We start from the raw sequence: 17,630 nt of genomic DNA on the forward strand, positions 1-17,630 counted from the left end.
AATGAAGCTGCCTTCCTTGGGTTGCGTCGTGACTCGCGCCTCCGGATCCAGCTTCGAAAGCCAGACCCTCGAAATTTTCGTGCCCTCCGCAAAAACCAAGAACAGGTTTTCACTGCGGCCCCTAACAAATAAAAGGTTGTCAGTCTCGCATTGCTCAACTGCCTATTGATTCACTAAATCAAACCAAACAACGGTTTGAAAGTTCATCAACATAACGGGCTTCCTCAGCTTTTCTATTAATGAGTCGCCGTTTTACCATTGTAAACATTACCTTGGCGTGCGTCGACAGTCACTGTTTCGCCGTCTTTGACAAGGTCTGTTGCGTTTGTTGCGCCTACGATTACTGGAATTCCTAGTGTGATTCCAACAACGGCTGCGTGGCTAGTTAGGCCGCCTTCTTCTACAACTACTGCTGCACTCTTCTCGAATGCTGGCAACATTTCTTTGTCTGTCGTTTTCACAACAAGAATGCCACCTTCTATAGCTTTTTCTAATGCTTCTTTATTCGATTTAGCAACAACTGCTTGACCGATAACGGAAGTCGAACCAATTCCGTGACCTGATACTGCTTTGTCGCCGATTAATTGAATTTTCATTAGGTTGGTTGTACCGGATTCTGTAACTGGAACACCGGCAGTGATGATGATTAGGTCGCCTTGTTTTGCAAGTCCTGATGCTAGGGATTCTTTTACTGCAAGGTCGAACATGTCATCTGTATTTGCAATTGGTTCTGCTAGACGTGGGTATACGCCCCATACTAGCGAAAGTCCGCGACATACGCGTTCGTTGAATGTTACTGCTAGGATATGTGATTTTGGACGGTATTTCGAGATCATGCGTGCTGTGTGACCACTTTGCGTTGTTGCAACGATTGTGTGTACGTTCAAATTGCGCGCTGTGTGACCAACTGCTTGACCAATGGCTTCTGTCATATCAGAATTTTGGTGCGCTTTTAAGGCAAATTTATCTTGAGCTACTAGGGCTTCTTCCGCACGTAACGCAATTTTAGTCATCATTTGTACGGATTCTACTGGATAGTCCCCAGCTGCTGTTTCACCGGAAAGCATGATTGCATCTGTACCATCAAAAATGGCATTGGCTACATCACTTGCTTCTGCGCGAGTTGGGCGCGGGTTGCGTTGCATAGAATCTAACATTTGTGTTGCTGTAATAACCGGTTTTGCAAGCTTATTACATTTTTTGATTAGTTGTTTTTGTACAATCGGAACCTCTTCAGCAGGAATTTCAACGCCTAGGTCACCACGAGCAACCATTAGACCTTGAGATACTTGTAGGATTTCGTCGATATTGTCAACGCCCTCTTGGTTCTCAATCTTAGGAATAATTTGAACGTGTGTTGCATTGTTTTCTTCTAGAATTTTTGTGATTTCAAGAACGTCTGTTGCGCGACGAACGAATGATGCCGCGATAAAGTCGATTCCTTGTTCTAGACCGAAACGGATATCGTTCGCATCTTTTTCTGTAATACCAGGTAGGTTAATCGATACGTTTGGCACGTTCACGCCTTTTTTTATTTTTAAGTACGCCTGGGTTTTGAACATATGTTACTAGTTCACGGTTTGCAGCGTCTTTTTCGATAACTTCAAGACCAATTAGGCCGTCATCTAAAAGAATTGTTGAACCGATTTCTACGTCATCAAATAGTTCTGTGTATGTTACGGAGAATTTTTCTTTTGTTCCAAGGACTTCTTCCATTGCTACACGAACAGTGTCCCCTTTTGCAAATTCTAATTTCCCATTTTCCATGTTATTTGTGCGGATTTCAGGGCCTTTTGTATCAAGTAAAATCGCTACTTCTGTTCCCGTAATTTTGACAGCTTCACGAATATTTTTGATACGCGCGCCGTGCTCTTCATAATCACCATGTGAAAAATTAAGACGACATACGTTCATACCTGATTCGATTAATTGTACTAATGTTTCTACCGTTTCACTTGCAGGTCCAATCGTACAAACAATTTTAGTTTTTTTCATCTTTTATACTCCTCCTAAGAATACCTATTCATTCATTACTTATTATAAACGCATCCGCCCTATTTTACCAGTAACTTCACTAGCGTACAAGGGTTTTGTGAATTTATGCGCATGTTGACAAGACTTTCTATTCTTTTTTAGGCACGCTTTTATGTAGCCAGTTTTCATGCCTATTTTCATTTTAATCCGTAGGAAGAGGCTTCTAAGTTATGCAAAACTAGAAACCTCTATCGTTGTATTAAATGGATAGGATTGTTGCTAAATCAAACATTTCTTTATCAATCACGTGTTTTTGGTTTCAAAACTTCCGTGATATCATTTTCGACGATTTTATTATTTTGGATACCGACAGCAAGACCACCACGGTTTTCCATTAATAAATCGACAGCACGCGCGCCTAAACGACTTGCCAATACGCGGTCAAATGCAGTTGGGCTACCGCCACGTTGAACGTGTCCTAGAACCGTTACACGAGCATGATAATCGCCAAACTCAGCTAATTGGGTTGCGAATTCGTTACCGGAAATAACGCCTTCTGCAACGACGATGATACTATGTTTTTTACCACGAGCAAGTCCTTTATTCAAGCGTTCGACAACATCTTCCATCACAAAATTATGCTCAGGAACGATAATAGCTTCCGCGCCTCCTGCTAGACCAGACCAAAGTGCGATATCACCAGCATCGCGGCCCATTACTTCAATGATAAATGTACGTTCATGACTTGTTGCCGTGTCACGAATTTTATCCAATGCGTCAAGCACTGTGTTTAAAGCCGTGTCAAAACCGATTGTAAAATCAGTACCAGAAATATCATTATCGATTGTTCCTGGAATACCAACTGTAGGGAAGCCACGTTTCGTTAAGGCTTCAGCTCCGTGATAAGAACCGTCTCCACCAATAACGACAAGGCCTTCAATACCGAATTTCTTCAACTGTTCGATGCCTTTTAGTTGACCTTCTTCTGTCGCAAATTCAGGATAGCGCGCCGAATAAAGGAACGTTCCTCCGCGATGTAAAAGATCTCCTACAGAACCTAAATCCAATTTATGAATATCTCCGTTTACTAGACCTAAAAAGCCGTAATCGATACCATAAACTTCTAGCCCTTCATAAATACCTTTACGAACAACGGCACGAGCCGCAGCGTTCATTCCTGGTGCATCTCCACCACTTGTTAAAACTGCAATACGTTTCATCAAAATCCCACCTCAAACAATGAATATATTTTTTCATCACATGGTTACATTCTACATCACTTTTCCTAAAAATGAAAGCAGGAATCTAGTTCTTTTTTCATGTTTTGTGAAACTTTTCATTAAATACACCCGCGAATCGTGTATACCAATTGCTTTTTATTAGGAATTGGTATTGGTTTATTACCCGTTGGTGGAGTAGACCAAACATCATATAACATTGAACATGATAAGCATCTCGACACCTTCCTGTAGCTAAACCTAAAAATAAAAGGCATTAAAATACTCACCAACACCGGTTGACTCGTACTTTAATACCTTTTCCTTATCATCTATAACTCTTCATAAACACCGATTTTCTTAAACTTCTCATACCGTTGATCCGCTAATTGCTCGCCGTCAAGTGCTGACAACGAATTCAAACTTTTGCGAATGACAGCAGAAATAAGTGCGGCTTGTTCTTCCACGTTGCGATGGGCACCACCGCGTATTTCAGGGATAATACCGTCTGTGATACCTAGCTCAAATAAGTCTGTTGCCGTTATTTTCATCGACTCTGCGGCTTGTTTGGCAAGTCCTGCGTCTTTCCAGAGAATGGCTGCAGCGCCTTCTGGTGAAATAACGGAAAATACGGCATTTTCTAACATGTAGATTTGGTTGCCGACGCCAAGCGCCAAGGCACCGCCACTTCCACCTTCACCAATCACAATCGAAATAATCGGTACAGTCATATCGCTCATCTCATAAAGGTTACGCGCAATCGCTTCGCTTTGTCCGCGTTCTTCTGCGGCGCGACCTGGATAGGCACCTTTCGTATCGATGAAACAGATAATCGGGCGTCCAAATTTATTGGCTTGTTTCATTAGTCGCAAGGCCTTACGGAAGCCTTCTGGGTGCGGCATTCCGAAATTACGATGCAGATTATCTTTTGTATCTTTTCCGCGTTGATGACCAATAACTGTGACAGGTGTACCGTTAAATGTCGCCACACCAGCTACAATTGCTGCGTCATCGCCGAAATAACGATCGCCGTGCAACTCCATAAACTGGTCGAACACGAACGGAATATAATCTAGTGTCGTCGGGCGTTCTGGGTGACGCGCTACTTGGAATTTATCCCATGCAGACATGTTGCCGTAAATCGCGTCCTCTAGCTTACCAAGACGGATTTCCAACTTCACAATTTCCTTCGACAAATCGACATCGGATTTTTCATTGTATTCTTTGAGATCGGCAATTTTTGTTTGTAATTCTAAAATCGGTTTTTCAAATTCTAGCTCATTTGCCATCTGCCGAATCCTCCTTTTTTGTATGGATATCTAAGAGGAATCGTAGTGTTTCGCGCATTTCAAGACGTGATACGACTTCATCAAGCTGGCCGTGCTTTAATAAGAATTCCGCTGTTTGGAAGTCCTCGGGTAAATCTTCACGAACCGTTTGCTCGATAACACGACGTCCTGCAAAGCCGATCATTGCCCCCGGTTCTGCAAAATTATAATCACCGAGTGACGCGAAACTTGCGGAAACGCCTCCTGTTGTGGGATGCGTCATGATGGAAATCGCTAATCCTCCGTGATTGCTGAATCGTTTGAAGGCGGCCGATGTTTTCGCCATTTGCATTAATGAGACCATACCTTCTTGCATTCGAGCGCCCCCTGATGCTGTAAATATCACAAAAGGAACGCCTAATTCGTCGGCTTTTTCCACGGCACGCAATATTTTTTCTCCAACAACAGAGCCCATGCTGGCCATCCGGAATCTAGAATCCATCACGGCTACCACCAATGGCAGTGTCTCAATCGTTGCGGTTCCAGTCAAAATAGCTTCGTTCAAGTCCGTTTTTTTTCTTATCTTTCACAATTCGATCCATATAATCTTCAAACCCAAGCGGATTTGCGGTCGTTAAATTGCCATCCAGCTCTGAAAACGAGCCCTCGTCTACTAAATATGCGATTCTTTCTTGAGCCCCTAGCGAATGATGATAGCCACAATAGCTACAAACCTTCAAGTTCTTCTGTAATTCTTTGGAGTACATAATTTTCTTGCATGAAGGACATTTGGTCATGATACCTTCTGGAACATCGGGCTTGGAGCCGTCTGAAGGAATCGTTGCATATTTTCTTTTCTTTGGTTTTGTAAATAAATCTCCTAACAAAGGATGAACCCCCTTTTGAAACAATCTCTTTTCTAGTCAGACTTCAATTATTTTTTGTCCACTTTCCATAGTAGCATTTTTTTGGCGTATTTGTCTTATCTAAATTTTTCTATATTAGTACAACTGATGTAGCTATGAGTCGTTGCCAATGATTCAGCCTCATTACTATATCATATTTTTTTTTGTTTTTTTAAAAGGCTAACGAATGATCAAATTGCCTTCGCCTAGAAGTTCTGTGATTTCTTTCGCCGTTTCAGAGCTTCCATTAATGCTAAACTTTGGCTGTAGTTGTGTGGTTTTCTTCGTTGTTTCATCGTGCAAAATAACACTGATATCCCCGCGATTAGCTAGCAAAATCGACTTTAATTGTTCCCATTGGCTTGCTTCCTTAATACGTAAAAAAGCGCGTTTTGGAACTTCGATGTCTTTTACATTCTCTGCTTTATTGATGACAAGTTGTAATTCCCCGTTTCGCTGGTCTACTTTGGCTTGAAGTAGTATAATAAGCCCTTTTTCGGCTAGTTCTGTGTATTTTCGATAGGTTTCTGGGAACATGACTGCACTTATTTCGCGGCTGTCATCACTGATTGTAAGGAAGCACATCGACTCGCCTTTTTTCGTACGGATTGTTTTGATATCGTGAATATAGGCCGCAATTTTGTAGATTTTACCGACTTTGATTTGTGATAAGGGCGTTATTTCAAGTAGTTTTAATTTATCATGATAGAACGTGACGGGATGCGCCGAAACATATTGCCCGACATATTCTTTTTTCTTTTTTCTAGTTTTTCGTCAATTGGAAGTGGACTGGCTTCGCGGTATTTCGGCTTCATTTTGCGGAACAATTCGTCATCGGTTGTGAACAGATTGATTCCTTTTTCATCGTCGCCAAGCAAACTAACATATTGTAGTGCCGCGTCCATCGAAGCGATATATGTGGCACGGTCTTTACCAAATTCATCGAAACACCCCGCGTAAATAAGCGCCTCTAATACTTGCTTCGTTAGCTGTTTTTGAGGCATTCGCTCGCAAAAATCAAAGAAATCCTTGAACGGCGCTCCTTTTCGTTCGTTGACTATCGCAAGAACGAATTTACTTGGAACCTTACGAATGACGCGTAAACTGAATCTAATCGCGTCGTCCTCCACTTGAAAATGATAGTAGCTGCTATTGATCGATGGTCCGCTCATTTTGATGCCGTAGTTTTTTGCTTCCGTGATATATTGGCTTATTTTATCGTCGTTTCCAATGACTGCGCTCAGAAGTGAGGCCATGAATGCGGCTGGATAATTGGCTTTTAGGTAAGCTAGTTGGAACGCGATTTTGGAATAGGCAACCGCGTGACTTCTATTGAAACCGTAGTTGGCAAACCGGACAATGAGATCGTAAACTTCATCCGCACTTGCTTGTGTGTAGCCTTTTTTGACTGCACCTGAAACGAAATGTATCCGTTCTTCTTCTAGGACATCCGCTTTTTTCTTGCTGACAGCCCGGCGAAGTAAATCGGCCTCACCGAGCGAAAAACCTGCCATGGCAGAGGCGACTTGGATAATCTGTTCTTGGTAAACGATGATACCGTAAGTAACACCTAGAATCGGCTCCAAATCTGGATGCGGATAGACAATGTCTTGCTTCCCATGTTTCCGAGCAATAAAAGTATCAATTTGTTCCATCGGGCCTGGACGATAAAGCGCATTTGTCGCGACAATATCTTCAAATGAAGTCGGTCGCAAATGCTTCAATACACGCCTGATCCCATCTGATTCAAACTGGAAAATCCCAGTCGTATCTCCTTTTTGGAAAATTTGGAGCGTTTTAGCATCGTCGAGCGGGATGTCTTGCAACGTTAGTTCTGTGTCACGAATATAATTGACGTTTTTCAGCGTCCGATCCAGTAATGTTAAATTGCGAAGTCCTAAGAAATCCATTTTTAGAAGTCCGATTTTTTCGAGATCACCCATGGCAAATTGCGTCAGAAGCGCGTCTCCACTCCCTTTTTTGTAAGGCGATTTGATCAACGAGTGGTTCGTCACTAATAACGACTCCCGCGGCATGTGTGGAAATGTGGCGCGGCAAGCCTTCGATTTCAGTTGCTATTTCCCAAATAAGTTGGTTTTGCTCGGAGCTGATGATGTGTCGTTGCAATGCGGTCGATTGTTCGTATGCCCTGGTTAGCGTCATACCGAGTTCACGTGAAATGAGTTTCGACCAGTCGGATAATTGCACAGAATTCAAGCCAAAAGTCCGCGCCGTGTCTCGTACCGCAGCTTTGGCCGCCAATGTTCCGAATGTGCCAATTTGAGCGACGTGTTGCGTGCCATATTTACTAACTACATAAGAAATAACTTCATCTCGACGATTGTCAGGGAAATCCAAGTCAATATCTGGCATACTGATACGTTCTGGATTCAGAAATCGCTCAAATAGTAACTGATATTGAATCGGGTCCACATCTGTAATCTGTAGGACGTAGGAAACTAAAGAACCCGCCGCCGAGCCCCGTCCTGGTCCTGTTAAAATGCCGTTTTCTCGCGAATATTTCATGACATCCCAAACAATGAGGAAATAATCGGAAAAACCCATATCCTGAATGACTTTCAGCTCGTAATCCAAGCGCTCCCAATAGGTTACATCAGGATTCACGACACGGATTTTCAGCGCGTCATAGCATAAATCTTTCAAAACGGCTCCTGCCTCAAAACCTTCTGCCAGCGGAAATTTAGGCAACAAATGTTGATCCATCGCAATTTCCACGTGGCACATATCCGCAATTTTAGACGTTAAAGCCAATGCTCCCTGCTCAAACGGGGTTGTAAACAGACTTTCCATATCCTCTGGCGCAGCAAAATAAGCCCCTCCAGCAAGCGGTAAATTGTGCCATGATACAGTTTCATTATCACGAATCGCACGCAAAATCTCTGTGCTGCGAACTCCTTTAGGTTCTAAATATTGCACGTTTTTCGTGGCAACAGCAGGAATTTGCTCCGCTTCGCAAAAATCACGAACCGCCTCATAATGTGGATTTTCCTTTTGTAGCGTCATATAAAAGCCGAATTCACCAGCGATTTCCTGCCATTTTGCAACAACTAAACGCGCATCTTCGTGTAAACCTTGGCGAATCAAGCGTTCGATTTCTCCGGCTTCACCAGGCGAGAATAGCAGCAAGCCATCTCGATACGATTCTAGCCACTTTATAGGTAGTTTTTGCTCCTCACGCGTTTCGATGGCACTTGAAATTTTGAGTAAGTTGCGGTAGCCTTGTGTCGTTTTTGCGAGCAGGAGTAGTTCGTAAGTCTCGAGCGGTTGTGTCACGCCTTCCACTGAAATCGTCATCCCGATAAGCGGTTTAATCCCCGCAGCATGGCACTTTTGATAAAATTCGATGACGCCGTACATCACATTATGGTCGGTAATCGCGACTGCTGGATAATGAAATTGTTGCGCTTTCTCAATAATCCCGTCAATAGCTGCCGTACTTGATAGCAAATCATACGCACTAGCCACCTGTAAATGAACAAATCCCATTATCCATGTCTCCTCTCTGAACGATATTCTCCATTCTATTATATCGGTTATCCTCCGAAAAAGAAACCATATGTTCGCTTTTATTTATCCACCTCATAATTTTTGACAGCCTTTTGCAAGTTTGCCTTTATTTCTAGGCGCAGCGATTCAGGCGCCATGACTCGCACATCCGATCCAAACGATAATAAGAAGGAATACAACCAATCTGTTTTCGGAATTTTCATTTTCACTTCGATGCGACCAGAGACCATCTGCAAAATTTCTGCTGGAAAAATCGCTAATAGTCGATAATATACGGACATACCGAACTCAATCGAAGTTACCTTTTTGACTACGAAGAATATGCCCCTGATGGCTCGATTCGAATTTACATTGGACTAAACGCATAGAAAAAGAGCAGTACGCCAAATTTGGTTTACTGCTCTTTTCATTAATCACATAATGCTTCTAATTTTGCCACCATTTCTGGGATTTCTGACTCCGATTCAAGCGTCGCGCCAGATGCTAAAGGATGCCCCCCGCCACGATATTCCTTTGCCAAACCATTGATAACAGGACCTTTTGATCGTAAACGAGCTCGGATAATATCGCCATCTTCTATGAATAATATCCACGCTTTAATCCCAATAACGCTATCAATCCGATTCACCAACTGCGCTGCATCGCGCGCGGTGACGTCAAATTGCTCCAGCAAATCTCGATTAATATAAATATGAGCCGCTCCATTTACCGCCATCTGGAAATTTTGCAAAATATAGCCTGATAATTTAACCGCATTCAGTGGTGTCTCGTACATTTTTGTAAAAATTTCTGTCCGATCAAATGGGAACACAACAAGGTCCGCCGCATAACGCAATGTTTTCGGCGTCGTATTCGGGAACAAGAACCGCCCAGTATCCCCGACAATTCCAGCGTACAACAACCGCGCCGCCTTCTCGTTCAGCGTCAACTCTTTCGGAAACGCCTCCACAAGTGCCGTAATCATCTCACTACAAGACGAAGCCGCCGTATCGACCCAGCTATAATCACCATACGCATCGTCATTCGGATGGTGATCAATCTTCACAAGCTCTTTGCCAAGCGTATAGCGCGCGTCATCAATCCGCTCCGTGTTCGCCGTATCACAAACAATCACAAGCGCACCATCGTAAACCGAATCCTCAATTACATCCACTTTCCCAAGAAAATCAAGCGACGGTTCACCTTCACCAACACAAAAAAATTTGCTTATCCGGAAAATTACCTTCTAAAACAGCCGCGAGTCCCATTTGCGAACCATACGCATCCGGATCTGGCCGCACATGCCGATGAATAATAATCGTCTCATATTTCTTAATTACATCTAAAATTGCTTTTTTCATCCTATTTCCACCAATCCTTAACGTTCCATCATTTGGCAAGCCACAATCGCTTTACCCACTAAAATACCTTCCAAATACAGCTCGATATCAATTTTCCCCGCCTTACGCCCAATCTCCAAAATCCGCGGTTTAATCACAATCGTTGCATCCATTTGTACCGGTTTCAAAAAGTAAATCGAAATATTTTCAATCGCCACATTGCGTTTCTTCAAAGAAAACAGTTTTTGCTGCACAGCATCACACACAATCTGCGTAAAAACGCCATAAGAAAGCGTCCCAATATTGTTCGTCATCTGCGGCGTCACCGTAAATTGAAAATCCAGTTCTGATACATCATCTGTCGTTTTCTCAATCAACTGATTCGTAATCGTATCATCAATCGTCTCCCCAATTTGCGGCTGCCGCTGAATCATTTGCAGCGACTTCAAAATATCCTGCCGACTCACAATCCCAATCAGCGTCAAATCATCCTTCACAACCGGAATAACCTCGATACCTTCCCAGATCATCATATGCGAGACGGAAGCCACGCTCATTTTTGGGCCAACCGTCAGCGGATTTTTCGTCATCACCCGCTCGATGGACAGCGACAAATTCTTATCAATCACGTCTTTACTCGTAATCATCCCCGACAACCGCATCGCCTTATTCACCACAGGAAAACGGCTGTGCCCCGTCGACGTTTCTTTCTTATACCAATCCTCCACCCGATCCGACGTGTTCAAAAAAGCTGTCTTCTCAAGCGGTGTCAAAATATCCTCCACAAACACGACTTCCTTCTTAATCAACTGGTCAAAAATTGCGCGGTTAATCATCGTTCCAACCGTAAACGTATCATACGTCGTCGACAAAATCGGCAATTCCTTCTCGTCCGCCAATTTCTTCACCGAATCCACCGTATCAAAACCACCCGTGATTAAAACTGCCGCACCACGTTCCAACGCCAATTCCTGCGCATCGACCCGATTTCCGACAATCACCAAGTTTCCCGCATCCGTATAGCGCTCCATCGCCTCCACCGTCATCGCCCCAATCACAAACTTATTCAGCGACTTATGAAGCCCCGCACGGCCACCGAGCACTTGTCCATCAATCATATTCACAATTTCCGCATACGTCAGCTTCTCGATACTATCCTTTTGCTTCCGCTCAATCCGAATCGTCCCGACACGCTTAATCGTACTAACAAAGCCAACAATTTCCGCATCCTTAATCGCCCTGTAAGCCGTCCCCTCACTGACATGCAAGTTTTTCGCGATTTTCCGAACCGAAATTTTCTCGCCCACCGCAAGCTCTTCAATATATTTCAAAATCTGCTCATGCTTTGTCGCCAAGCCACTCACCCATTCCCTCTAAATTGTCATCGACGCGCCAATATCCAGCACTTTCCCACGCAATTCCGTATTCAAACTCGCCACAAACGCGTGCGGATCCTGCGCAATAAGCGGAAACGTATTATAATGCATCGGCACAACCACTTTCGCCTGCAAAAATTCCGCCGCGATCGCCGCATCCTCTGGCCCCATTGTAAAATTATCCCCAATCGGCAAAAACGCCACATCAAGCTCGTTCAACTGCCCAATCAATTTCATATCCGAGAACAATCCCGTATCGCCAGCATGATAAATCGACTTCCCATCCATCGTCAACACGAATCCAGTTGGCAAGCCCAAATTAATAATTTTGCCATCTTGCACTGTCGACGAACCATGAAACGCCTGCGTCAATTTCACCGTGCCAAAATCAAACGGACGCTTTCCACCAATATGTAGCGGCGCCAAATTCTCCACACCTTGCATATTTAAAAACGTTGCCAATTCCACATTCGCAATCACCGTTGCACCTGAGTGCTGCGCAATCGCCACCGTATCCCCAACATGATCGTCGTGCCCGTGCGTCACAATAATATAATCCGGTTTCTCATCCTCCATCACCAAATCACACTGCGGATTCCCCGAAATAAACGGATCCACAAGAATCGTTACATCCTCTGTTACCACTTTAATACAAGATTGACCATGAAATGAAATTTTCATATTTTGACTTCCCTTCTGTATTGTACTAGTTTCATTATACTCTATACTATAACAGTATTTCAAAACATTTAATTTCTGCGCGATTTCGTGTTATGATAAAGTGGACGAAACACGGAAAGAAGGATGACTGATGGAAAAAAATATTGATATTCTGCAAGACTGGCTAAAAGAGCAAGGAGCGGAGGTTGCGTTCATCACTGACCCTGAAAACATCGCCTATTTCACCGGCTATCATAGCGATCCACACGAACGCGTTTTAGGCCTCGCTGTATTTCCCGAAGCAGCACCGTTTCTTTTCACACCTGGTCTTGAAGTAGAAGACGTAAAAAATAGCGATTGGTCACATAATGCATACGGTTACAGCGATATCGAGAACCCATGGGAAATCATCGTAACAGAGATTACAAAACGCACACCCGCCGTGAAAAAATTTGCCATCGAGAAATCCCATATGAGCGTAGACCGCTTCGAAATCTTATCCAAATACTTAACTGATGCGACGTTCATCTCAATTGAAGAAAAAATCCAGATGATCCGCCTCATCAAAACACCAGAAGAACTGGCCATCCTAAAAGAAGCCGCACTGCTCGCCGATTATGCCGTCCAAGTAGGTGTTGACGAAATCGCAGAAGGCAAAACCGAGGCCGAAATCGTGGCAAAAATAGAGTACGAAATGAAGAAAAAAAGGCGTAACCGCAATGTCCTTTTCAACGATGGTTCTAACCGGCACGAACGGCGCTCTGCCACACGGTACACCCGGCGACACTAAAATAAAAAAAAGGCGACCTTGTCCTCTTTGACCTAGGCGTTGTCCACAAAGGCTACTGCTCTGACATCACGCGCACCGTGGCATATGGCGAAATCAGCGCAGAACAAGAAAAAAATCTACAACACCGTGCTAAAAGCCCAACTCGCAGCCATCGATAAAGTAAAAGCTGGCGTTCCCGCAAAAGAAGTGGACCTTACAGCTCGAAACATCATCAAAGACGCAGGCTACGGCGACTACTTCCCACATCGACTCGGCCATGGACTAGGCGCAAGCGTCCATGAATTCCCATCAATCACGGAAACAAACGAGATGGCGCTACAAGAAAATATGGTCTTCACCATCGAACCCGGCATTTACGTCCCAGGCGTTGCAGGCGTGCGGATTGAAGATGATATCGTGGTGACGAAAGACGGTTATGAAGTGCTAACCGAGTTTCCGAAAGAATTGACGTATATAAAATAACCAGAGAAGTAGTTCAGCCACCAGCCGGACTACTTCTCTTTATATTTACGTAACCTCTCCCCAAGCGTCCCTGTATGCAACTCAAACAAATGGTTATCAAAATCATAAAAATAAATCGAATTCGCCTCACCATCCACCCTTGGACGCCCTGCTTTGATCTCCAATCCTAACGCTACAATCTTCTCCAAATAAGCCTCATAATCCGCATCATTAATCTTAAACGCAATATGGTTATACGTCCTACTCGGCAAACTATCCCCTTCCATGATCGCAATCCATAAATCCCCGATTAAGAAAATTTTTCCCGTGACAACGAAAATGTATCATCCCCACTCGAATAAACCCCCTTCGCATCAAAAATCCGTTCAAAAAACATAGTCGCCTTCTCCAAATCCCTTACAATGAACGTTATATGGCTCAAACCTTCCAATAAAATCACCTCTCCTCTATACTATAAAACTTCTCCCCTTTGAGCAACAAACTTCCCAATCCCAACAAATCGCCGTACAATAAAAATAAAAACGAGGTGACACCAAAATGAACCTAACATTTACACCAGCAGCCATTTCCCGTGTCCGGGCACTTCGCCAAAACCTTCCCGGCGATCTCTATCTGTACTATTTAACAGAAGGGTGCGGCTGCGAAAACAGCGGAATTTTCACATTGAAATTAGCCACCGAGACAACACCCGAAGACATCGCGTTCACATCCAATCTCGGTCCCATCCTAATCGCGCGCTGGACAGCTATTTTCCTAGAAGAACAACTAAAAATCGACTTCGACTCCAAATCCAATGCTCTTATCCTAAAAAGCGACAGCCAGTTCTACAATCGCAATCTCCTACTCATGGACGCTGACAATAACTTCGTGTATACACCAAAAAACGAGCAGTAACCTCCACAAGAGATTTCTGCTCGTTTTCCTTATATCCGCTTAAGCCAGTGCTTCTTCCACTGCTTTATATTCATATCCCAAATCATCTGCAACGGCTTTGTACGTCACATAACCACCAATCGTATTCACACCTTTATACAGCGATAGATTTCCAAGAACCGCATCAGCAAGCCCTTTGTTCGCCAGTGTCAATCCGAATTGCAAGGTCGCATTGGTCAGCGCAATGGTCGATGTACGTGGCACGGCACCCGGCATATTCGCCACCGCATAATGCACAACACCATGTTTTTCATATGTCGGATTATCATGCGTCGTCACACGATCCGTTGTTTCAAAAATACCACCTTGGTCAATCGCGATATCCACGATAACCGCACCTGGTTTCATCTCCTTTACAAGCGATTCTTTCACAAGTTTCGGAGCACGCGCACCAGGAATCAATACCGCACCGACAACCAAGTCAGCTTTTTTCACAGCCGTTTCGATATTAAAGGAGTTACTCATCAACGTCGTAATTTGATTGCCAAAAATATCATCTAATTCGCGTAAACGATGCAAGTTCAGATCGAGAATCGTCACGTTTGCGCCAAGTCCAATCGCCACTTTTGCCGCGTTTGTTCCTGCCATTCCGCCACCAATAATGACCACTTCGCCACGTTCCACACCTGGCACACCACTAAGTAAAATACCACGACCACCATTATTTCTTTGCAAAAATTGCGTCCCAATCTGCGCTGCCATACGACCAGCAACCTCACTCATTGGGCTAAGTAATGGTAATGTACGATCATCCAGTTCCACCGTTTCATAGGCAACACTATTTACTTTGTTATCCGTAAGCGCTTGGCAAGTTCTGGTTCGTTCGCTAAATGTAAGTACGTGAACAACAGCAATCCTTCGCGGAAATAACCGTATTCAGATGCAATCGGTTCCTTCACTTTCACAACCATATCCGCCGCCCAAGCCTCAGCCGCTGTTCCCACAATCGTCGCACCTGCCGCAACGTAATCCTCATCGTGAAAAGCTGAACCTATACCTGCATTCGTCTCTACTAGTACTTTATGACCTGATTGAACGTACGATAAAACACTAGCCGGCGTCATCGCTACCCGATTTTCGTTATTCTTAATTTCTTTTGGAACACCAATTAACATAAGAATCTCCCCTTTTAAGTATATTAGCCCACAAAGTATGCGCTTACATATACACAATAACACATATGACCCGAATTGTAAAAATATACGGGTTAAAAAAAATTTGCAATGCTTTTAATGGTTGTTTTCGCGAAAAAAGGGTACAATAACAGTATAAATAGATTTTCCAAAGTGTTGCAAAAATTGTCTCCCGTGAAAGTCCCGCCAAACCCCAGCGTGTCGACAAATGCTTAGATCCTAGGCAAAGTCGAGCACTGGAGCGGAGCATACTCAGGTATGTGAGCACCGGCGCGCAGACTTTAACGACGGAGATGAGCGTTTGTCGACACGCTGGGCAGGAGGGATTTAGAATGTTACAACAATATAGTAGAGTTTTAGTAGCAGTTGACGGGTCTAAAGAAGCAGAAAGTGCATTTCAGAAAGCTATTCAAGTTGCAAAAAGAAATGAAGGGTCACTAGGACTTGTTCACGTTATTGATACACGTGCCTTCTCATCCGTTGCTAACTACGACACTTCCATGGCCGATAAAGCCACAGAATACGCGGACGAATTGTTAAATGGTTACAAAGACGATGCATTAAAACAAGGAGTTACCAATGTAGAGACGTATATCGAATACGGTTCACCAAAAACAGCCATTACAAAAGAAGCTGCCAAAGCCTTCAAAGCCGACCTTATCATGTGTGGTGCGACTGGTCTAAACGCAGTAGAACGCTTACTTATCGGTAGTGTTTCGGAGTACATTATCCGCCACTCCCCTTGCGACGTACTTGTCGTAAGAAATGAAGATCCGGTTTACAAAGACTAATCGCATAAATCAAAAAAAGTAGATTTCCTTTTGACAGGAAATCTACTTTTTTATCTTGTCTTATCCACGTTCTGCGCGAATAACTTCCACATCACGTGCAATCATCAACTCTTCATTTGTCGGAATGATGATAACTTTAACTGGAGAATGCGGGTAGTTAAGGAATGCTTCCACGCCACGAACTTGGTTTAAAGCTGGATCCCAGTAAACGCCCATGAACTCAAGACCACGAAGCACGCGCTCACGAATGTACGAACTGTTTTCACCGATTCCGGCTGTGAAGATAATCGCGTCAACACCGTTCATACGAGCAGCATACGAACCGATGTATTTATGAATACCATCAACAAAAACGTCAAGCGCTAGTTCAGCGCGATCATTTCCTTTTGCGGCTTCGCTTTCTAAATCACGAAGGTCACTTGAAATACCTGATACGCCAAGCATACCTGATTCTTTATTCAACACGTCAAGCACTTGTTCCGCAGACTTTCCTGTTTTCTCCATAATAAATGGCACGAGCGCAGGATCGATATTACCTGAACGAGTTCCCATCGAAACACCAGCAAGCGGCGTGAAGCCCATCGATGTATCCATTGATTTACCGCCTTCAATCGCAGCAATACTTGCACCGTTTCCTAAGTGACATGTGATCAGACGCAATTCTTCTTGTGGACGACCAAGCAAGTCAGATGCACGTTCTGTCACATATTTATGACTCGTACCGTGGAAACCATATTTACGAATACCATAATCTTCATAGTAGTTATACGGTAAGCTATAAAGGTAACTTGATTGTGGCATCGTTTGGTGGAATGCTGTATCAAAAACGGCTACAGATACAATATCAGGCAAAACTTTACGGAAAGCGCGGATACCAGTAACGTTCGCTGGATTATGAAGTGGCGCAAGTTCCGATAATGCCTCGATGTCTGTGATAACTTGATCTGTGATGGAAACAGATTCCGTGAATTTTTCGCCGCCGTGAACAACACGGTGACCAACACCCGTAATCTCATCATATGATTTAATAATGTTATGTGAAATTAATTTGTCTAGTAACATTTGGACCGCGACTTCGTGATCCGGGATGTCCGTTACTTCTTTGATTTTTTCATCGCCAACAGAGATTGTGAAAATCGAATCTTTCAAACCAATACGTTCTACGATTCCTGCTGTAATAACAGTTTCTGATGGCATATCATATAGTTGGAATTTTAGTGACGAGCTCCCAGCGTTAATTGCAATTGTTTTTTCCATGTTTATTTCATCCATTC

General features: G+C 43.6%; 7 protein-coding genes and 8 pseudogenes. 3 read left to right on the plus strand and 12 right to left on the minus strand.

Annotation, left to right across the window (positions count from 1 at the left end):
* Positions 1–236 precede the first annotated feature (236 nt).
* The 9 genes and pseudogenes from pyk to PCORN_RS08400 all read right to left on the minus strand — a co-directional run bounded on the left by pyk (position 237) and on the right by PCORN_RS08400 (position 12,268).
* Positions 237–1,995 (minus strand): annotated as a pseudogene (pyk, locus tag PCORN_RS08360) (pyruvate kinase).
* Positions 1,996–2,233: 238 nt separating this feature from the next.
* Positions 2,234–3,194 (minus strand): annotated as a pseudogene (gene pfkA / locus PCORN_RS08365) (6-phosphofructokinase).
* Between the two features lie 329 nt (positions 3,195–3,523).
* Positions 3,524–4,480 carry an acetyl-CoA carboxylase carboxyltransferase subunit alpha gene (locus tag PCORN_RS08370; RefSeq protein WP_036079344.1) on the minus strand — a complete coding sequence of 319 codons (957 nt, stop codon included), beginning with the start codon at positions 4,478–4,480 and terminating at the stop codon, positions 3,524–3,526.
* Positions 4,470–5,346: pseudogene (accD, locus tag PCORN_RS08375) on the minus strand (acetyl-CoA carboxylase, carboxyltransferase subunit beta). Before accD ends, PCORN_RS08370 begins: the two are co-directional and overlap by 11 nt.
* 198 nt (positions 5,347–5,544) lie before the next feature.
* Positions 5,545–8,871: pseudogene (dnaE, locus tag PCORN_RS08380) on the minus strand (DNA polymerase III subunit alpha).
* 80 nt (positions 8,872–8,951) lie between these two features.
* On the minus strand, positions 8,952–9,173 hold the full coding sequence (locus tag PCORN_RS08385) for a WYL domain-containing protein (RefSeq protein WP_036079346.1): 222 nt from the start codon (positions 9,171–9,173) through the stop codon (positions 8,952–8,954).
* Between the two features lie 128 nt (positions 9,174–9,301).
* Positions 9,302–10,232, minus strand: a pseudogene (locus tag PCORN_RS08390) (DHH family phosphoesterase).
* A gap of 17 nt (positions 10,233–10,249) precedes the next feature.
* A complete protein-coding gene (gene ytoI / locus PCORN_RS08395) occupies positions 10,250–11,566 on the minus strand; it encodes a CBS-HotDog domain-containing transcription factor YtoI (protein ID WP_036079755.1) in 1,317 nt (438 codons plus the stop codon).
* A gap of 18 nt (positions 11,567–11,584) precedes the next feature.
* Positions 11,585–12,268 carry a metal-dependent hydrolase gene (locus tag PCORN_RS08400; protein ID WP_036079348.1) on the minus strand — a complete coding sequence of 228 codons (684 nt, stop codon included), beginning with the start codon at positions 12,266–12,268 and terminating at the stop codon, positions 11,585–11,587.
* A 130-nt stretch (positions 12,269–12,398) separates the two neighbouring features.
* Between PCORN_RS08400 and PCORN_RS08405 the strand changes: the two are divergent.
* Positions 12,399–13,499: pseudogene (locus PCORN_RS08405) on the plus strand (M24 family metallopeptidase).
* Positions 13,500–13,528: 29 nt separating this feature from the next.
* Here PCORN_RS08405 and fosX read toward each other — a convergent pair.
* Positions 13,529–13,875 (minus strand): annotated as a pseudogene (gene fosX / locus PCORN_RS08410) (FosX/FosE/FosI family fosfomycin resistance hydrolase).
* 161 nt (positions 13,876–14,036) lie between these two features.
* On the opposite strand from fosX, the gene PCORN_RS08415 reads away from it, so the two are divergent.
* A complete protein-coding gene (locus PCORN_RS08415) occupies positions 14,037–14,393 on the plus strand; it encodes an iron-sulfur cluster biosynthesis family protein (RefSeq protein ID WP_036079350.1) in 357 nt (118 codons plus the stop codon).
* 39 nt (positions 14,394–14,432) lie between these two features.
* On the opposite strand, the pseudogene ald reads toward PCORN_RS08415, so the two are convergent.
* Positions 14,433–15,547: pseudogene (gene ald, locus PCORN_RS08420) on the minus strand (alanine dehydrogenase).
* Between the two features lie 350 nt (positions 15,548–15,897).
* On the opposite strand from ald, the gene PCORN_RS08425 reads away from it, so the two are divergent.
* Positions 15,898–16,356, plus strand: coding sequence for a universal stress protein (locus tag PCORN_RS08425; protein WP_036066705.1), 459 nt, complete (start codon positions 15,898–15,900; stop codon positions 16,354–16,356).
* A 60-nt stretch (positions 16,357–16,416) separates the two neighbouring features.
* Here PCORN_RS08425 and PCORN_RS08430 read toward each other — a convergent pair whose 3' ends face one another.
* The gene (locus PCORN_RS08430; protein ID WP_036079353.1) at positions 16,417–17,613 is read right to left on the minus strand and encodes an acetate kinase; all 1,197 of its coding nucleotides are present in this window, start codon (positions 17,611–17,613) and stop codon (positions 16,417–16,419) included.
* Between the last annotated feature and the right edge of the window lie 17 nt (positions 17,614–17,630).

It is taken from the genome of Listeria cornellensis FSL F6-0969 (assembly GCF_000525855.1).
GTDB lineage: Bacteria > Bacillota > Bacilli > Lactobacillales > Listeriaceae > Listeria_A > Listeria_A cornellensis.

Coding starts and splice junctions, on each gene's coding strand:
- PCORN_RS08400 (WP_036079348.1), bottom strand. CDS start 12,268: ATGAAAATTTCATTTCATGGTCAATCTTGTATTAAAGTGGTAACAGAG.
- PCORN_RS08430 (WP_036079353.1), bottom strand. CDS start 17,613: ATGGAAAAAACAATTGCAATTAACGCTGGGAGCTCGTCACTAAAATTC.
- PCORN_RS08425 (WP_036066705.1), top strand. CDS start 15,898: ATGTTACAACAATATAGTAGAGTTTTAGTAGCAGTTGACGGGTCTAAA.
- PCORN_RS08385 (WP_036079346.1), bottom strand. CDS start 9,173: ATGTCCGTATATTATCGACTATTAGCGATTTTTCCAGCAGAAATTTTG.
- PCORN_RS08415 (WP_036079350.1), top strand. CDS start 14,037: ATGAACCTAACATTTACACCAGCAGCCATTTCCCGTGTCCGGGCACTT.
- PCORN_RS08370 (WP_036079344.1), bottom strand. CDS start 4,480: ATGGCAAATGAGCTAGAATTTGAAAAACCGATTTTAGAATTACAAACA.